This is a genomic window from Caballeronia hypogeia (assembly GCF_001544875.2).
GTDB lineage: Bacteria > Pseudomonadota > Gammaproteobacteria > Burkholderiales > Burkholderiaceae > Caballeronia > Caballeronia hypogeia.
In genome coordinates, this window is record NZ_FCOA02000035.1 from 40,713 (window position 1) to 58,729 (window position 18,017).

Sequence of the window (18,017 nt, forward strand, 5' to 3'; positions counted from 1 at the left end):
GTCAAGGCTTGTCGGCGGCCAGCGCCCTGATGCGCGCCGCCATGCCGGCGTCGACCGGCGTGTAGACGATCATCCCCAGATCCGGACGGCCATCGACCGAGAACGCCGAATACTCCAGCTCGACGGACCCAAGCACGGGATGCTGCAGACGCTTGACGGCATGCGCGTCCGAGTGCCCGAGCACATCGTTGTCGCGCCACAGGGCTTCGAACTCCGGACTCGCGCTGCACAGTTCTTCGACGAGTGCGGCGGCTTCCGACACGAGGCCCGCGCGCGCCACGTCCGCCCTGAACGCCCCCACGACGAATCGCGCCACGCTCTCCCAGTCGTGCTGACTCGCGCGAACGGCCGGATTGCGAAACAAGAACTTCAGGATATTGCGTCCGCCCGGCGGCAGTGCGCCGTAATCGGTCAGCACGACCGCCGCCGCGGGATTCCACGCGACCACATCCCAGGTCGCGGTCTTGATGATCGCGGGACTGGCATTGAGCGAGTCGAGCAGACGCTGCAAGCGCGGATGGACGCCATCGACCGGCTTGAGGCGGATTTCCGGCGGACGTCCCAGTCCGAGCATGAACAGATGCTCGCGCTCGGTGTCCGTCAGCATCAACGCGCCGGAGATTCGCTCCAGCACCTCGGGCGACGGCGCACCGCCGCGCCCCTGTTCCAGCCACGTGTACCACGTCGGGCTGATGTTGGCGCGCTGCGCGACTTCTTCGCGGCGCAGGCCCGGCGTGCGTCGGCGCCCGGCGAATCCGAAGCTCGCCGGGTCGAGGCGCGTGCGGCGGCTGCGCAGAAAGTCGCCTAGCGATCCGGCCGGTTTCGATGACATGAAGACCCTGTTAATCGCTTTACCATGATGAACTCACTACTTTAACGGGATAAAAATACGTCGGATAGTGAGCCTGTGACCAACAGGAGAACTTCACCATGCGTATTTTCTTGACGGGCGCGACCGGCTTCATCGGCACGGCGCTCGTGCGTGAACTCATCGGCGCGGGCCATCAGGTGCTCGGCATGACGCGCTCGGATGCGGGCGCGCAGGCGCTCGTCGATGCCGGCGCCGACGTGCATCGCGGCACGCTCGAAGATGTGGAAAGCATCAGGCAAGGTGCGGCGCAGGCCGACGCCGTCATTCACACGGCCTTCGATCACGACTTCTCGCGCTTCGTCGAGAACTGCGAGAAGGACAAGCGCGTGATCGCCGCGCTCGGTTCCGTGCTCGCGGGTTCGGACCGGCCGCTCGTCATCACGTCCGGCACCGGCATGGGCAGCGGCGAGCATGGCGAACCCGCCAGCGAAGACGTGTTCAACCTGCATCATCCGAATCCGCGCATTGCTTCGGAGCTTGCGGGCAATGCGCTGCTGGAGGCGGGCGTCAACGTGTCGGTCGTGAGGCTGCCGCAGGTCCACGATCCGTTCCGGCAGGGCCTCATCACGCCACTCATCGCGATCGCGCGCGAGAAAGGCGTGTGCGGGTATGTGGGCGAAGGGAGCAATCGCTGGCCGGCGGGACATCTGTCGGATGTGGCGCGTTTGTATCGGCTGGCGGTCGAGAAGCGCGCGCGCGGCGCGCGCTATCACGCGGTCGGCGAAGAAGGCGTAAGCAGCAGGGAGATCGTCGAGGCGCTCGGGCGCGGGCTGAAATTGCCGGTCGCGTCCATCGCACCGGAAGAAGCCCAGGCGCATTTCGGCTGGATGGCAATGTTCGTCGCGCTAGACATGCCCGCATCCAGCGCGCTGACGCAAGCGCGTCTCGGCTGGCGGCCGACGGGGCCGACGCTGATCGCCGACCTCGCCCAGGCGCGCTACGTCTGAGCAGGAGCGTCGGGCGGCACATGACGCCCGACGCCGCGTAAAGCGCTAGAACTTGTGCCGCATGCCGACGCGCAGGGACACCTGCTTGTCGGTCGTGGATGGCGTGAGCCCGGTGATCTGCGCGACCGCGCCTTGTCCGAGCGAATCGGTGCCGCTTGCCTTCTCGTAGACCGCGACGGTGTAGACATCGGTGCGCCTGGAGAGAGAGTAATCGACGCCCGCGCTGAAGAGGTTGTAGTTCGCGCCGCCCTTTCCGCCCGCGCCGCCGTTGCGCGTGTAGTCGTAGGCGACGCCCGCCAGCAGCGAAGGCGTGAAGTGATACTTTCCGTTTATCTCGAAGTTGTTGAACGCCGCGGTGCCGCTATATCGAAGCGCATTCGGACCCGATGCGGAACCCATGTCCTCGAAGCGCGTATTCGAGTAAGTGAAGTTGATGTTGGCCGCTCCGATGTTCACGCCCCCGCCGACGCCCACGATTTCCAGCATCTTCGCCGACGCATACCCCGCGAACACGGGATTGCTCTCCGGACTCGTCGGGCTGCCGAAGCTACCGGAACAAGACACGTCTTCTTCACGCTCGCTTCCTACGATGCAGGAGGCCTGAGAGCGCCGCTGTGTCGGCAGAAGGCTCACTGACATGATCGACCGCTCGATTGCGACGCAAATCCTCGAACTGATCCGAACCGAAGGCCTGATGGCCGGCGCTCATCTCCCCGCCCAGATGCTCGCGGACCGGCTGCGCGTGTCGCGCTCGCCGGTGAACGAGGCCCTTGCGCTGCTGCACGAGAAAGGCGTCCTCACGCGCGAGAAGAATCGCGGGTTCTTCGTCGCGAAGCCGGTGATCGAGTCGCTCTCGGATGTGGTCGATGAACTCGGTCTCGAACAGACCGACATCGTCACGAGCGTGTACTTCCAGATTGCCGACGACCGCCTGAAAGGCGCGCTGCCCGACGAGTTCTCCGAGCAGATGATCCGCAACCGCTACGGCCTGACGAGCGCGCAACTGACGTCCGTGCTCACCCGCATCTCGCAGGAAGGCTGGGCCGAGCGCAAGCCCGGCTACGGCTGGCAGTTCTCGCCGATGCTCACCACGCCCGACAGCCTGCTCAAGTCATATCGCCTGCGTCTCGCGCTGGAGCCCGCCGCGTTGCTGGAACCGGGGTATCGGCTGGAGAAGAAAGTGCTGGAGCGTTGCCGCGATGTGGAGAAGCATCTGCTCGCGGGCGGCATCGAAACCGATACGGCCGATCAGTTGCACGAGCGCGGCGTGCGTTTTCACGAGTCGCTGGTGGAGGCATCGGGCAACAGCTTTTTCATCGACACGATCAGGCGCGTGAATCGCGTGCGCCGCCTGCTCTCCTATCGCTCGATGCAGCATCGCGAGCGTTACGTCGAACACGCGAAACAGCATCTCGAAGTGCTCGAACTGCTCGAACGCGAGAAGAACGAGGAAGCGTCCGAGGCGATGCGCCAGCATCTTTTGCATACGCTCGATGCGCTCACGCGCATCAGCGAGATTCTCGAACCCTAATCGTTCCCATGAGCATCGATCAACGAATCGTCAACGCTTTCACGCCCACGGGCACGCTGCGCCCGTCCATCAATCTCGGCAATCCGATTCTCGCCAACAGGCACGCGACGACCGGCGAGCCTTTCGGCGTGTCCGTCGATCTCGCGCGCGCGTTCGCGCGGCACCTCGGCGTCGAACTCGAACTCGTCGTGTTCGACGCGGCGGGCAAGTCGGTGCAGGCCGTGAGCGAGGAGCGCGCGGACTTCGGCTTCTTCGCGATCGATCCGTTGCGCGGCGAAACCATCGCGTTCACCGCGCCATACGTGTTGATCGAAGGCTTCTATCTCGTGCGCGACGATTCACCGGTCCGGACCAACGCCGATGTCGATCATGCGCATCACCGCGTGGCCGTCGGCAAGGGCAGCGCGTATGACCTGTTCCTGACGCGCGAACTGAAGGCGGCGCAGATCGTCCGCGCGCCGACTTCGCCCGCCGTCGTGCGGACTTTCATCGACGAGAATCTCGAAGTCGCCGCGGGCGTGAAGCAGCGACTCGAAGCCGATGCGCGAGAATTCCCCGGCCTGCGTCTGCTCGACGAGCGCTTCATGGTCATCCGTCAGGCGATGGGCCTGCCGAAGAGCCGCGGGACGGCAGCAGCGGACGTGCTCGCGCGCTTCGTCGAGGAGATGAAGGCATCGGGCTTCGTCGCGGATGCGCTCGCGCGTCACGGGATCGCAGGCGCGTCGGTCGCGCCCGCCGGCGACGCCACGGCCTGAAAACCGTTCAGCCGTTCGCTTCCACGTACTGGTTCGCCGCGCCGGTCAGCCACGTCTCGAACGCTTCGAGCAGCGGCGAGTTCTGCTTGTCCTCCGGATACACGAGGTAGTAGCCCTTTTCGCTGCGCAAGAACAGATCGCAGGGCAGCACGAGTTCGCCGATTTCCAGTTCATGCGCGACCAGAAAGCGCGGCACGAGCGCAATGCCGAGTCCCGCTCGCGCCGCTTCCACGAGCATCGAAAACAGCTCGTAGCGCTGCCCTTTCATGCAGTCGACCTCATGCAGGCCCGCGAGCGCGAGGTACTGCCGCCACGCGTCGGGACGCGCCGACTGATGCAGCAACGTCGACTGCGCAAGCTCGGCCGCCGACAGTGTCTTGCGCCCGTCGAGCAGACGCGGGCTGCATACGGCCGTGATCTCCTCTCCGAACAGATACTTCGTGATCGCGCCGGGCCACACGCGCTCGCCGAAGTGGATCGCGGCATCGAACGGTGTATCGGTGAAAAGGAACGGCTCCGCGCGCGTCGTCAGATTCACGATGATGCGCTCGTGCTTCGCATAGAACTCGGGCATGCGCGGAATCAGCCAGCGCGTGGCGAATGTCGGAATGACGGCGAGTTCGAGCACGCCGCCCGCGTTGCGATAGGCCATCGCATCCAGCGTGTCGCGCTCGATGCGATCCAGATGCCGGCGCACCTGCTCCGCATAGTGCTTGCCCACCTCGGTCAGGCTCAGGCGCTTCTTGAAGCGGTTGAACAGCGGCAAGCCCAGATACTCCTCCAGTCCCGCGACCTGCCGGCCCACCGCGCTTTGCGTGAGCGCGAGCTCGTCGGCGCTGCGCGTGAAGCTCAGGTGACGCGCGGCCGCTTCGAAGGCGATCAGCGCCTCCATGCTCGGGATTCTTCTTCTCACAGATCGTTCCTCCAACGCACAACATCACGCATTTATATCGCTTGCTGCAAAACATACGTCACAACAACAATGGACCGAAAGAGTTTCCGACATTTTTTATTCACGCTTCTTTCGAGCCATCGACATGACGACCTTCGCTTACGACCCGTTCCCGCTCGCCGACGACCGCGCGCATTCCCAGATCGCGGAACTCGTCGCCCCGCCTTCGACGTATGCCGTCCTGCTGCGCGCGCCGATGTCGTCTATCGCGAGCAACGTCTCCGAACGCGCGGACGTCTCCTCGGTCGCCATTCTCGGCTACAACTGACGGAGGCGCGAGATGCATCGTATCGTCATCGTCGGAGGCGGCGCGGGCGGGCTGGAACTGGCGACGCGGCTGGGCGACAGCCTCGGCCGCACGCGGCGCGCGCAGGTCACGCTCGTCGATTGCCGCCCCACGCACGTCTGGAAACCGCTGTTGCACGAGGTCGCGACCGGCAGCCTCGACATTCAGGTGCATCAGATCGAATATGCGGCGCAGGCCCGCTGGCATCACTTCGAGTTCGTGCATGGCGCGCTCGACGGCCTCGACCGTGGCGCGAAGCATCTGCACATCGCGCCACCCGCGGAAAGCGAGCACATGATGCCGACGCGCACCGTCGAGTACGACACGCTCGTACTCGCCCTCGGCAGCCGGACGCATTTCTTCGGCGTGCCGGGCGCGGCGGAGCACAGCATCGCGCTCGATACGGTGGAGCAGGCCGAGCGTCTGCGCCAGCGGCTGTTACAGGCATGCGTGCGGCATTCGGGCAGACATGGCGAGGGCTCGCGCACGGCGGCCAATGTCGCGATCATCGGCGGCGGCGCGACGGGCGTCGAACTCGCGGCCGAGTTGCGCAGGATGGAGATCGAGTTGCGCCGCTTCGGCCTGCATTCGAGCGCACGCGACAGCGATATCCGCGTCACGCTCATCGAAGCGGGACCGCGCGTGCTGCCGGCGCTGCCGCCCGAAGTCTCCGCCACCACCGAAGCCTTGCTGGCCAGACTGAATATCGAGGTATCGGTGGGCGATCCGGTCACCGACGTGTCGCCGCATGCGCTGACCACGCGCAGCGGCCGCGCGATTCCCGTCGATCTGACCATCTGGGCGGCGGGCATCAAGGCGCCGGACTGCCTTGCCGCGCTCGATGGCCTGCCGGTCAATCGCATCAATCAGCTCAAGGTGACGCGCACGCTGCGGAGCGAAGCCGATGACAACGTGTTCGCGCTCGGCGACTGCGCAAGCTGCTCGTGGACCGATGGCAAGATGGTCCCGCCGCGCGCGCAGGCCGCGCATCAGCAGGCGCTGTTTCTGGCGAAGGCGTTGAAGTCACGCGTGGCCGGGCGGCCGATCGGCGAGTTCACGTACTCGGACTACGGTTCACTAGTGTCGCTCGGGCATGTATCGGCAGTGGGCAGCTTGCCCGGCGCGCTCGGCAAGAACCTGATCGTGCGCGGCTTCATGGCGAAGCTCATGTACGCGGCGCTGTATCGCAAGCATCTCGCGGCGGTGTCGGGCTTGCGGCGGTCGCTTGCCAGTCTCGCGATGCATGCGTTGCGGCGTGTGACCACGCCGCGCGTCAAGCTGCACTGACGTCGCTGAATCGCGCGATCACGGCCGTTCCGCCGTGGCCGCGTGCGTATCGCGATGGAGAACCTTGAGTAGCTGGCTGACCGTCATCGCGGCAACCGGCACGCCGAGCGCGAAGTACGAACTGTCGATCCCATAAGGATTGCCCGCAATGAACCACGAAATCGTCGCGACGATGGACAGCACGATGCCCGTCATCGCGCCTCGCGGCGTGCCGAAGCGCGGCGCGTAGAAGCACAGCAGGATCATCACGGCGAGCGTCGCCCTGAGCGACTTGCCAAGGAACGCGATCAGCAGGATCTTGCTTGCAAAGAGCGCGAGCACCAGCGGAATCAGGCCGATCACGACCGTGGTGATGCGAATGAAGCGCAACGACGAACGATCGTCGCCCTGCTTCCTGAAGAGCGGTTCGTAGAAATCGCGCAGCAGCAGCGTGCCCGATGCGATCGTGCTCGCCGAGATTCCGCCGAACAGCGCGCCGGCCAGTCCGATCACGACGATGCTCGCCGAGAACGGCGGCATATGCGCGATCAGCACCGGGAAGGCATCGATCGATCTGATGCCCGGATACAGGTACGCGCTGCTTACGCCGATCAGCGCGACGATCGCACCGAACGGGATCATCAGCGCCGCGACGTAGTAGCACGCGCGCCGTGCGCCACGGTCGTCGGGCGTCGTGACAATGCCCTGGATCACGTACTGCGTCGCGAAGATCGAGCCGATGCCCGCGATCATCCACGCGACGATCTGCGAGAGTCCGACGCCGGCGATATCGAACATGCGCGGCGCGAGCGCGCTCCGCAAATGCGCATAGCCGCCCGACTGCGTGAGCGCGAACGCGAGCGCCAGCACGATGCCCACATACTTGATGATCGCGTTCAGCGTGTTGGTGTAGATCACCGAGCGGAATCCGCCGACCGTCACGAAGAAGATCGCCACCAGACCGACGATGACGGTCGCCACGCCGCGATCGATCTGCATGACCGCGCCCAGCACCGCGCCGCCGCTCGCATACAGCGCGACCGCGACCACGTTCAGCGAGAAGATCGTCAGCACCGACGCGGCGTAGCGCACGCCCTTTCCATACGTCTGTTCGAGAATCGCGGATATCGTGTTGAGCTTCGTGCGCCGGTAGCGGCCGACGAGCAGCACGCCGAGCAACAGGAAGCCCATCGACAGCGCGACGAGATTCCATCCCGCCGAGATGCCGTCCTCGAAACCCTTCTGCGCGGTGCCGATGCTCACCGAGCTGCCGATGAACTCCGACAGCATCAGCGCCGCGATCAGCCACGGAGCGAAGGCTTTGCCGCCCTCGGTGAAGCCCGCGCTGCTCGATGCATGCCGGCGAACGCTATAACCCATGAAAGCGATCAGCGCGAAGTAGATCGCGGTGACGCCGATGATCAACGTGACTCGTGTCAACACTTTCTGTCTCCAGTATGAAAGTGCAAGTGCAAGAAATCCGGGCAGCCGCTCTCCCTGCGCAGGTCTGGATGCGCATGCCCGCCTCGAAGGCGTCGGTGGCTTTGCCGGGGGTGCTTCGCTACATCAATGCGACAGGCGGCTCTCGCGAATCGCCGCGCCTTTGCTTTGCCGGACCTGCGGCAACAGCGCGGTGCCCAGACCCGGGTCGGTGGGGGCGAGCGCGACGCCGTTGCGAATGACCGGCAGGCGATCGACGATCTCCGGATACCAGCTCGCGAGCGACGCCCGCACGACTTCCTGATAGATCGCCGTGGGCGCGTGCAGCGCGAGATGCAGACCCGCCATCAGCGCCACCGGCCCCGTGCAGTCATGCGGCGCGAGCGGCTTCGCGTACGCTTCCGCGAGCGCCGCGATCTTGCGCGCCTCGGTGATACCGCCGCACCACGTCAGATCGACCATCACGACATCGAGCGCGTCGGCGGCCAGCATGTCGCGAAAGCTCTTCACGCCCGCGAGGTTCTCGCCGCCGCAGATCGGCGCGCGCGTCTGGCGGCGCAGATCGGCCACCGCGCTGAAGTTGTCCATCTTCGCGATGGGGTCCTCGACCCACAGCACGTCGAAGTCCGCGAGCGCATTGCAGATGCGCGCGGCCGCGCGCGCGCCCCACAGGCTGTGCAACTCGCACATGATCTCGATGCGATTGCCCACCGCCTTGCGAATCTTGCGGAACGGCTCGAGCCCGGCGTTCAGGTCGGCGAGCGTGATGTGGTGCGGGCTCTGCAACGCGAAGTCGTCGAACGGCCAGATCTTCATCGCGCCATAGCCCTCTTCGAGAAGACTCTCGGCAAGCGCGCCGGCATCGCGCATGAAGGCGAGCTGGTCGTCGTACGGACCCGTGCTCGTTTCCAGCGATCCGATGCTCCGCCGCGCGCCCTGCGAAGTATTGAAGTCATAGCCGGCGCAGGTGTTGTACACCGGCACCTGCTCGCGCATGGCGCCGCCCATCGCCACGTGCACCGGCACGCCCGCGCGCTTTCCGGCCAGGTCCCACAGCGCGATATCGACCGCGCTGGCCGCGCGCACCTCCGCGCTGCTGCTGTTGAAGCCGACATACGAGCCCATCAGTTCCTGCGTGATCGCGGTGACATGTTCGGCGGCGCGGCCCAGCAGCGCCGGCGCGACCAGCTCGTGCAACACCGCCTCGACGGCCTGCGCGCCGCGAAAGGTCTCGCCCAGACCGGTGAGTCCGTCGTCGGTTTCGATCTCGACCCAGACGAGCTTGGGACGCTGTGGCAGGCGGATGGTGCGGAGGTTGACGATCTTTGGCACGGTGTGAAACCCGATTGGCTGGACGTTGAACCGATTCTGTCGACCACGCTTTATGCTGTCAATTTAATCTGCTAGTCTGTCTGACAGGTTTGAGCCACCAGGAAATATCATGCATTCGCTTCGCCCTTCCTCCCAGATTCCCGTGCATACGCGCGACGAATACGCTTACGACCAGTTGCTCGCGTTGATCGGCAGCGGCGAGTTCGAGACGGGGGAGCGTCTGCCGGGCGAGCAGACAATGGCGGAGCGCTTCGGCGTGTCGCGCCCCATGCTGCGGCAGGCGCTCGCGCGTTTGCGCTCGGAAGGCAAGATTCATTCGCGCAAGGGATCGGGCCACTACGTCAGCGCGCAGGAGCCCGCGTCGAAGATTCTTTCGTATGCGACGCTCGGCAGCATTCCCGATGTGCGCAACTTTCTGGAGTTCCGCCGTAGCCTCGAAGGCGAAAGCGCGGCGTGCGCGGCGCAACTCGGCGACAGGCTCGCGATATCGAAGCTCAAGAAGTGTCATGCGCGGCTGGCCGAGGCGTTCTCGTCCGGCGAATCGGGAATCGATCAGGACATCGCGTTTCATATGGCCGTGGCGCAGGCGACCGGCAACCGGTTCTTCGCGCACACGCTGGGCGCCTTGCTGGAACAGATGAGCTTCAGCATCCGGCTCGTGCGCGATCTGTCGGGCGCGAGCCCGGTCGCGCCGCGTCGTCAGGCGGTGATCGACGAGCACGCGCGGATCGTCGCGGCCATTGACGCGGGCGACGCGGGGCGCGCCCGCGACGCGATGCGCGACCATATCGAAGGCGGCATCGCACGGCTCTTCAACAAATGAATCAGGCAGCGCACAGCTTTACGTGTTCGATGCTTCCGACAAGTTGCGGCCGATGTTCGACATCGGCCCCGGGACATGGTTAGACATCCGAATAGGATGATCGGCTGGAGTGGCGGAATTCAGACCTGTGCAGAGGCGTTGTTTCCGTCGGGCAGGGCCTGACTATGAAGTGGACTAACGCGCGCCAAGAAAATCCCAAAAGCTGTCTGACAGGAAGAGCGACGTCCCCGTCGACTCGCCGCGATGCTCTGTGGGAGAGCGCACACATCGAACTTTCACGGCTGCGTTCCAGCGCCTAGGATTGCATCAGCCATCGGCACTGGACAAAAGCAGCACACGAGACAGAACACGCGCCGGGGAGACCAGACAACAATGAACAAGGTTTTATAAGGATGCCGACATGCGTTCACTGTCGACTTCGGGAAAAGCAAGGGGCAAAAAAAGAAGCGAGCCAAGGCTCGCTTCTTCTTCATCCGAGGTGCGCCGAAGCGCAGGCATCAAAGGTCCAGCACGATATCCGAAGTCGGACGGCTGCAGCACATCAGACGCAGGCCCTTGTCGATCTCGCGCTTGCGAATGCCGCCGTTGTGCTGCATATCCACCGAACCTTCGAGCACGGCCGTCTTGCAGGTTCCGCAAATGCCCTGACTGCACGACGACGCCAGCACCACACCCGCCTTGCGCGCCGCCGCGAGGATGGTCTGATCGCTTTCCATGGTGAACGACTTGCCGGAGCGCGCGAGACGCACCGTGTACGTGCTCTGCGCGGCTGCCTGGTTTTCCGCTGCCGGTACGGCGGGCTCGACCAGCGGCTCGACCGTCTCCGCGAAGTTGAAACTCTCCTGATGGTAGCGCGCGGGATCGTGGCCGCCGCGCGCGAGAATTTCTTTCACGGCGCTCATGTAAGGCGCGGGTCCGCATGTAAAGACTTCGCGCTCGCGGAAGTCGGGCACGCGCGCCTCCAGCAGTTCGAGACTGAGCCGTCCCGTAGGACCGTTCCAGTCCGTCTCCGTGCCGACGCCTTCGCACACCTGGATGACATCGAGGTTAGCGGCCTGCACGCTCATGCGCGCCAGTTCATCGCGGAAGATGATGTCCTGCGGCGTGCGCGCGCTGTGCAGAAACACGATGTCGCGATCGAGTCCGAGCTCGAACGCCGCGCGCGTCATCGACATCAGCGGCGTCACGCCCGAACCGGCCGACAGATACAGCGCCTTCACCGCCGGCGCCGAAGACGGCGTGAACACCCCCGCCGGGCCGTAAGCGTTCAGCGTCACGCCGGGCTTCATGTTGTCGTGCAGCCAGTTCGACATCACGCCGCCCGGCGTGCGCTTCACCGTGATCGTCAGCGTGTAGGGGCGCGTCGGCGGCGACGAGATGGTGTAGCAGCGGCTGACCGTGCGTCCGCCGACCTCCGCGCTTACCGTGATGAACTGACCCGGCTCGAAGCTGAACGGTCGTCCGTCTTCGCCGCAAAACACGAAGGTGCGCACATCGTGCGTTTCGTCGGTCGTGCGGCAGCACGTCAGCGTCCGCATTTCATGGCTGCCCCACTGCACATCGGGGCGCTCCCATGTCTCGGCGCTGGTGAATCGATCCATCGCGCTCGCGCTGGAAGCCACTGAACAGAACATGTCGATCGCGTTCATCTTCAACACTCAGATACCGTTTGCCTTGAGACGCGCCGCGTACCAGCGCGAGAACTGTTCGAGCGCCGCCTCGGTGTACATCGAGAACGGGCCGGGCGCATAGGCGGGGTCCTGCGTGCCGCTATGCGTATTGCCGACGAGCTCGGCGTCCTGGCGCGTCGTCGCGACCCACACCTCGGTCAGCTTCTGGAGGTCGTAATCGACGCCTTCCACCGCGTCCGCATGCACGAGCCACACCGTGCGCACAAGCGTCTTGTCCGGCGCGAGCGGAATGGCGTAGGCCACCACCGCGTGGTCGCTCATCACGTGGGTCCAGGCGTGATGGCCCCACATGTGCACGTCGCCCAGATCGCGACGGGTCAGACCGCCCAGCAGCTTGCCGCATGCGACCTTCGTGTCGATCGTCTGCGATTCGCCCGCGCCGGCGATCACGAGACGCTGCGTGCGGAAGTTCGTCTCGACGTCCTCATCGACCGATTCGACGAGCGCGCACTCGTAGCCGTCGGCTTCCCAGTTCTTCTGCGCGTTCGCGTTGCGCTGACGATATTCCTCGTACTCGCGCAGCGTTTCCTCGCTTTGCCCGTCCGGACAGAAACCGAAGTCTTCGGCGAGGAACGACGCGGTCAATTCCGGGTGCGTGCCCGAGCAGTGATAGCACTCGCGATTGTTTTCCATCACGAGCTTCCAGTTGCCGTTCTCGATCACCTCCAGCTCATACGCGATCTTCGTGCGCTGCATGTCATACGGCGCGAAGCGCGGCGTCATCACCGCTTCGAGCTTCTCGATGTCGGCGGGCGGTTCGTCGGCCAGGCACACGAACACATGCGAGCCGATCACCTTGAGATGCACAGGAATCAGGCTGCGGCATTTCGTGTCGAAGTCCGCGCCCATGTGCGTGGCGTGCTTGAGCGAGCCGTCGAGATCGTAGGTCCACTGGTGATAGGGACAAACGAGCATGCCGACGCTGGTCTTGCCCGCCTTCGGCATCAGACGCGAGCCGCGATGCCGGCACACGTTGCGGTACGCGCGGATGTTCTCGTCGTCGTCGCGCACGACCAGGATGGACGCCTTGCCGATGTCGACCGTGTACACGTCGCCCGGCTCCGGAACGTCGGCCGTGACGGCCACGAGAATCCACATCTTGTGGAAGAAGACTTCGACGTCTTTCTCGAAGACGTCTTCGCGGCCGAACAATTCGCCAGGCATGCCGAATCCCGGCTCTCTGCTGTCGAGCAGTTCACGGTGGGTCTTTAAATAAATCGTGGACATTGCGGGGCTCTCCGTCTGGTCTGTTTGCGACGCATGAGGCGTCTCCATGACCCGGAGTATTGGATCGACGGTATGGATCGTCAATGCGCTTTATTCTTCGCATCGCATTACTTTATGTTATGCGGATGTGCGCGCATTCCGGGTCAGCCTGCGCTCGAGGAATGGGGCGGCTTGACGCAATAAACCTTTAGACAGATGATGCAGCGCGGAGACAACCATGAAGCAGTCGATTAACAAGCCGGCCGTCGCATGAAGATGACAAAAGCAACCAAGGGGTATCGGCGGATCGTGCCGTCACTGACCGCGCTCGTCGAGTTCGAGGCGGTGGCGCGGCTCGGCAGCTTCACTACTGCGGCAACGGAGCTCGGCGTCACGCAGGCGGCCGTGAGCCGGCAGGTGCGGCAACTGGAGGAAACGCTCGGCGTGCGGCTGTTTCATCGCCTGCACCGTTCGATCTCGCTCACCGGCGAAGGCGAGGCGCTCTATCTCGTCGTGGCCGAATCCATGCAGAAGATCGCCGGGGTATTCGACCGCCTTGCGACCGGCGTGGTCGAGCGGCGCGAGCTGGTGCTGGCGTCCACCGCGCCGTTCTCGCAGCTTCGGCTGCTGCCACGGCTGGCCAAGCTCAAGCGCATGGAGCCGCCGCTGCAACTGCGGCTGACCACGCAGATGTTCACGGCCGATCTGCGCCACGTCGAGGTCGATGTCGCCGTGCGCTTCGGCGACGGCAACTGGGGCGACGGCACCTCCACCCTCCTGTTCGACGAGGAAGTGTTCCCGGTCTGCTCGCCCTCCTTTCTGAAGGAATACAAGTCGCCGGAAACGCTGGAGGATCTGTCGAAGCTGCCGCTCGTCCAGTCCGACTCGACCTACGAGGGATGGATGGACTGGGAGGCGTGGTTTCGCTCGGTAGGCTATCGCCCGCCGCGGCTCGATTTCGTGCTGCGCTGCAGCTTGTACACCGACGCCGTGCAGGCCGCGCGCTACGGCCAGGGCGTCGCGCTCGGCTGGGGGCGGCTCGTGCACGACCTGCTGGTGCGCGGCGAACTGGTGCGCCTCACGTCCGTCACGAGCCGGCCGACGGACGCGTATTTCGTGGTCGTCCCTCACGGACGTTCGATCACGCCGGCGGTCACGCAGATCATCGACTGGTTGCGCGGCGAACCGGCCTGCCTTTGACGGCGTGCGCGTTTCCGGTCGGATAACTTTGTGTAATCCGAGCGTGAAAATTTAGCGCATTGACGCCCGTTTTCTTCGTTTCGATACTGGCTCTGATTTCGCGCCGGTCCCCGCCTGCGCGCGACGCGACAACCACGAGACAACCACGATACGGAGAGCCCATGTCAGCGGTCAGCACGATTCACGCAGCAACCACGAGCGATGCGCAACCGGACCTGCCCGAAGGGACGCTGGACCGCGTGCGGCGCTATCGCCTCGAGCGCGTGCGGCACATGCTTCGGGCGTCCGGCTGCCCGGCCATCGTTCTGTACGACCCGGTGAACATTCGCTACGCGACCGACACCTCGAACATGCAGATCTGGAGCGGCCGCAATCCGACGCGCCATGTCATGGTGTTCGCGCACGGCCCGGTCATCGGCTTCGAATTTCACAATTGCGAGCACGTGTGGCGCGGCTTGCCGATCGAGGCGGAAATCCGTGGCGCGACCTGCTGGAATTACTTCAATGCGGGGCCGCATGCAGCGGAAAAGGCGCGCGAATGGGCGCGCGAGATCGCCGATCTCCTGCGTCAGCATGCGCCGTCCGACCCGCGCGTCGCTGTTGACCGGCTCGATCCGGAAGGCGCTTATGCGCTGCGTGAACAAGGCGTCGAAGTGCTCGAAGGCTCGGGCATCATGGAACAGGCACGCTCGATCAAATCGGCCGATGAACTGCTGCTGATCCGCGCTTCCATCGACGTATGCGAGCGCGGCATCCGGCGCATGCACGACGCGCTCGAACCCGGCATGACCGAACAGGAATTGTGGGCGCATCTTCACTACGAGAACATCCGGCTCGGTGGCGAATGGATCGAAACGCGGCTCCTGGCGTCGGGCGCGCGCACCAATCCGTGGATGCAGGAGTGCAGCGGCAAGCCCATGCGCCGAGGCGAAATCATCGCGTTCGATACGGATCTGGTCGGTCCGTTCGGCTATTGCGCGGATATCTCGCGAACCTGGACCGTGGGCCACGTGCCGCCCACCGACGAGCAGCGTCGCCTGTATGCGGCGGCGTATGACCAGCTTCACACGAACATGGCGCTGGTGCGCCCTGGCATGAGCTTTCGCGAGTTCGCCGACCGCAGCTGGGCCATGCCCGGACCTTACGTGAAGAATCGCTATAGCTGCCTTGCGCACGGCATCGGCATGGTGGACGAGTATCCGAACATCGCGTACGGCGTCGATTTCGATCACAGTGGCTACGACGGGCATTTCGAAAGCGGCATGACGCTGTGCATCGAAAGCTATATCGGCGCGGAAGGAGGCGACGAAGGCGTGAAGCTCGAACAGCAAGTGTTGCTCACGGACGCCGGCTGCCAGCCGCTATCGACCTTCGAGTTCGAGACCGCGTGGCTGTAGAACGGTTTGCATAACGCAGCGGGAATTTCAGCATCAAGGCGGCTTTAATAGTCACGGGCTATTTTGGCCGAATCTAGTCTCACGATCACGCTCTGCCTCACGGGAGCGGCCCCGTCAATCTTCCGATTGTGAGTACATGATGAGATTCTCGTTGCTCTTCGGCCTGCTCCTGGCAGGCAATGTGGTGAGCGCTGTCGCCGCGCCTTCGCAGATCACCTTCGTTTCCTGGGGCGGCACGTATCAGGCCGCGCAGGAAAAAACCGCCGCCACGCCGTTCTCCGGCGGCGACGTCAAGGTGAAGACGGATTCGTATAACGGCGGCATCGCGCAGATCCGCAGCCAGGTAGAGACGAAAAACGTGACGTGGGATGTCGTCGACATGCAATTGTCCGACGTGACGCGCGCCTGCGACGAAGGCCTGCTTGAGAAGATCAATCCGGCGAGCCTCGCGCCCGCGCCGGACGGCACGCCCGCGAAGAGCGACTACACGGCGGGCGGCGTGTCGGAATGCATGGCGGGCAACATCGCGTGGTCCACGCTGATCGCGTTCAACTCCGACAAATTCAAGGGTCGCGAGCCCAACCGGATCGCGGACTTCTTCGATCTGAAGAATTTCCCCGGCAAGCGCGGTCTGCGCAAATCGCCCGAAGGTGCGCTCGAATGGGCGCTGCTCGCCGATGGCGTCGCGCCCGCCGATGTCTACAAGACGCTCGCCACGCCCGCGGGTCTGAATCGCGCATTCAAGAAGCTGGATACGATCAAGTCGTCCATCGTCTGGTGGGAAACGGGCGCGCAGCCGGCCCAGCTTCTCGCGGACGGCGAAGTGGCGATGAGCAGCGCCTACAACGGCCGCATCTATGCCGCGATGATCAACGACAAGAAGCCGTTCGGCTTCATCTGGGACGGTCAGGTGAAGAACATCGAAGGCTATGCCATCGTGAAGGGCACGAAGAACCTCAAGGCTTCGCAGGACTTCGTGCGCTACGCGACGCAGCCCGACGTGCTCGCGAAGCTCGCGCCGCTCACGGCGAACGGTCCGGTTAGAAAGTCGGCGCTCGCGCTGGTCGATCCGAAAGTGGCGCCCTACTTGCCCACCGCGCCCGCCAACCAGAACGGCGCGATCGATAGCGACATCGCCTTTTGGGCCGATCATTCCGACGACCTGAACCAGAAGTTCGCGGTGTGGCTGGGACAGCATTGAGCGGCATGACGCGGGAGCTCGCGGTTGCGCCGCGACGCGCCCGCGCATCAATCATGGAGAACGGTCGATGAGCTTCAGGAGAATGTTTCAAGCCGTGGAGACGCACTCCGGCGAACCCATGCGCGTCGTGACCGGGGGCGTGCCTCACATACCCGGCAACAGCGTCTACGAGCAGATGAAGTGGCTGGAGGAAAACGACGACCAGATTCGCCGCCTGATGCTGCGCGAACCGCGCGGCTATCCGCCGCTGTGCTGCAACCTGATCGTGCCCGCGAAGCATCCCGACGCGGCCGCCGGCTACATCATCATGGAGCAGACGGAATATCCGGTGATGAGCGGAGGCAACACGATCTCGGTGGCCACCGTGCTGCTCGAAACCGGCATGCTGCCGATGCAGGAACCCGTCACCGAATTTCAGCTCGAAGCGCCGGCCGGCCTGATCGGCATTCGCGCCGAATGTTCGAACGGCAAGGTCACGCAGGTGACGTTCAGGAACGTGCCGGCGTTCGCCGCGCATCTCGATGCCGTCATCGACGTGCCCACGCTCGGCAAGGTCACGGTCGATGTCGGCTGGGGCGGCATGTTCTACGTGATCGCCGATGTGCGCCAGTTCAAGGGCCTCGAGCTGATTCCCGAACATGGCCGCGAGATCACGCGCATTTCCGCGCTGATCCTGCGCGCGGCGCAAGATCAGTTGCCGGTGCATCATCCGCACTATCCGGGTTACGGCATCACGGTCGCGCAGCTTTCGGGGCCGACGCAAAATCCGAACGCGGACTGGCGCAACAGCGTGACGGTCGCGAACGGCCCGATCGACTTCGACAATCCCGCAACCTGGACCGGCGCGCTGGATCGCTGCCCGTGCGGCACCGGCACGAGCGCGAAGATCGCCACGCTGCATGCGAAAGGCGAGCTGGCGCTGAATCAGCCGTTCCGCCACGAAGGCCTGCTCGGCACGGTGTTCACGGGCAATCTGGTGGAGGAAACGCGCATCGGCGATTACAGGGCCGTGGTGCCGACCATCTCGGGACAGTCGTGGATCTACGGCTACAACACCTATGTGCTCGATCCGGCCGATCCGTTTCCGAACGGCTTCACCATCGGCGACATCTGGTGACG

At 64.4% G+C, this 18,017-nt stretch carries 17 protein-coding genes; 10 read left to right on the forward strand and 7 right to left on the reverse strand.

All coding sequences use genetic code 11. The features are described 5' to 3' along the window. Position 1: 1 nt before the first annotated feature. Entirely contained in the window at positions 2 to 832 is an 831-nt protein-coding gene (locus AWB79_RS32420) for a helix-turn-helix transcriptional regulator (RefSeq protein ID WP_061171536.1), read from the reverse strand. Positions 833 to 930: 98 nt separating this feature from the next. On the opposite strand from AWB79_RS32420, the gene AWB79_RS32425 reads away from it, so the two are divergent. Next, the gene (locus tag AWB79_RS32425; protein ID WP_061171537.1) at positions 931 to 1,818 is read left to right on the forward strand and encodes an SDR family oxidoreductase; all 888 of its coding nucleotides are present in this window, start codon (positions 931 to 933) and stop codon (positions 1,816 to 1,818) included. 45 nt (positions 1,819 to 1,863) lie between these two features. Here AWB79_RS32425 and AWB79_RS32430 read toward each other — a convergent pair whose 3' ends face one another. Beyond that, entirely contained in the window at positions 1,864 to 2,382 is a 519-nt protein-coding gene (locus AWB79_RS32430) for a porin (RefSeq protein WP_232471088.1), read from the reverse strand. 73 nt (positions 2,383 to 2,455) lie between these two features. Between AWB79_RS32430 and AWB79_RS32435 the strand changes: the two genes are divergently transcribed. Both AWB79_RS32435 and AWB79_RS32440 read left to right on the forward strand, forming a co-directional pair. Continuing rightward, entirely contained in the window at positions 2,456 to 3,349 is an 894-nt protein-coding gene (locus AWB79_RS32435; RefSeq protein ID WP_061171538.1) for a GntR family transcriptional regulator, read from the forward strand. An 8-nt stretch (positions 3,350 to 3,357) separates the two neighbouring features. Next, entirely contained in the window at positions 3,358 to 4,104 is a 747-nt protein-coding gene (locus AWB79_RS32440) for an ABC transporter substrate-binding protein (RefSeq protein ID WP_061171539.1), read from the forward strand. Positions 4,105 to 4,111: 7 nt separating this feature from the next. Here the strand turns inward: AWB79_RS32440 and AWB79_RS32445 are convergent, their stop codons facing one another. Beyond that, positions 4,112 to 5,017 carry a LysR substrate-binding domain-containing protein gene (locus AWB79_RS32445; RefSeq protein ID WP_061171569.1) on the reverse strand — a complete coding sequence of 302 codons (906 nt, stop codon included), beginning with the start codon at positions 5,015 to 5,017 and terminating at the stop codon, positions 4,112 to 4,114. A gap of 124 nt (positions 5,018 to 5,141) precedes the next feature. On the opposite strand from AWB79_RS32445, the gene AWB79_RS32450 reads away from it, so the two are divergent. Together AWB79_RS32450 and AWB79_RS32455 are read left to right on the forward strand one after the other, a co-directional pair. Beyond that, entirely contained in the window at positions 5,142 to 5,324 is a 183-nt protein-coding gene (locus tag AWB79_RS32450; protein WP_061171540.1) for a hypothetical protein, read from the forward strand. A gap of 12 nt (positions 5,325 to 5,336) precedes the next feature. Beyond that, on the forward strand, positions 5,337 to 6,629 hold the full coding sequence (locus AWB79_RS32455; RefSeq protein WP_061171541.1) for an NAD(P)/FAD-dependent oxidoreductase: 1,293 nt from the start codon (positions 5,337 to 5,339) through the stop codon (positions 6,627 to 6,629). A gap of 18 nt (positions 6,630 to 6,647) precedes the next feature. Here the strand turns inward: AWB79_RS32455 and AWB79_RS32460 are convergent, their stop codons facing one another. Beyond that, positions 6,648 to 8,051, reverse strand: a complete 1,404-nt coding sequence (locus AWB79_RS32460; RefSeq protein WP_061171542.1) for a sodium:solute symporter family protein — start codon at positions 8,049 to 8,051, stop codon at positions 6,648 to 6,650. Positions 8,052 to 8,174: 123 nt separating this feature from the next. After that, entirely contained in the window at positions 8,175 to 9,380 is a 1,206-nt protein-coding gene (locus AWB79_RS32465) for a mandelate racemase/muconate lactonizing enzyme family protein (RefSeq protein ID WP_061171543.1), read from the reverse strand. 109 nt (positions 9,381 to 9,489) lie between these two features. Here AWB79_RS32465 and AWB79_RS32470 point away from each other — a divergent pair, with 109 nt between their 5' ends. After that, positions 9,490 to 10,203: a FadR/GntR family transcriptional regulator gene (locus AWB79_RS32470; protein WP_063963600.1), complete on the forward strand. Its 714-nt coding sequence runs from the start codon at positions 9,490 to 9,492 to the stop codon at positions 10,201 to 10,203. A gap of 497 nt (positions 10,204 to 10,700) precedes the next feature. On the opposite strand, the gene AWB79_RS32475 is transcribed toward AWB79_RS32470, so the two are convergent. Both AWB79_RS32475 and AWB79_RS32480 read right to left on the reverse strand, forming a co-directional pair. Beyond that, on the reverse strand, positions 10,701 to 11,852 hold the full coding sequence (locus tag AWB79_RS32475; protein ID WP_061171570.1) for an FAD-binding oxidoreductase: 1,152 nt from the start codon (positions 11,850 to 11,852) through the stop codon (positions 10,701 to 10,703). A 9-nt stretch (positions 11,853 to 11,861) separates the two neighbouring features. Next, positions 11,862 to 13,121 carry an aromatic ring-hydroxylating oxygenase subunit alpha gene (locus AWB79_RS32480; protein ID WP_061171545.1) on the reverse strand — a complete coding sequence of 420 codons (1,260 nt, stop codon included), beginning with the start codon at positions 13,119 to 13,121 and terminating at the stop codon, positions 11,862 to 11,864. Between the two features lie 255 nt (positions 13,122 to 13,376). On the opposite strand from AWB79_RS32480, the gene AWB79_RS32485 reads away from it, so the two are divergent. The 4 genes from AWB79_RS32485 (at position 13,377) to AWB79_RS32500 (ending at position 18,015) form a co-directional block, all read left to right on the forward strand. Then, the gene (locus AWB79_RS32485; protein ID WP_061171571.1) at positions 13,377 to 14,300 is read left to right on the forward strand and encodes a LysR substrate-binding domain-containing protein; all 924 of its coding nucleotides are present in this window, start codon (positions 13,377 to 13,379) and stop codon (positions 14,298 to 14,300) included. Between the two features lie 161 nt (positions 14,301 to 14,461). Further along, complete coding sequence (locus tag AWB79_RS32490; RefSeq protein WP_082862537.1) at positions 14,462 to 15,697, forward strand: M24 family metallopeptidase; 1,236 nt, start codon at positions 14,462 to 14,464, stop codon at positions 15,695 to 15,697. A gap of 136 nt (positions 15,698 to 15,833) precedes the next feature. Continuing rightward, entirely contained in the window at positions 15,834 to 16,898 is a 1,065-nt protein-coding gene (locus AWB79_RS32495; protein ID WP_061171546.1) for an ABC transporter substrate-binding protein, read from the forward strand. Between the two features lie 67 nt (positions 16,899 to 16,965). Beyond that, positions 16,966 to 18,015: a proline racemase family protein gene (locus AWB79_RS32500; RefSeq protein ID WP_061171547.1), complete on the forward strand. Its 1,050-nt coding sequence runs from the start codon at positions 16,966 to 16,968 to the stop codon at positions 18,013 to 18,015. Positions 18,016 to 18,017 lie beyond the last annotated feature (2 nt).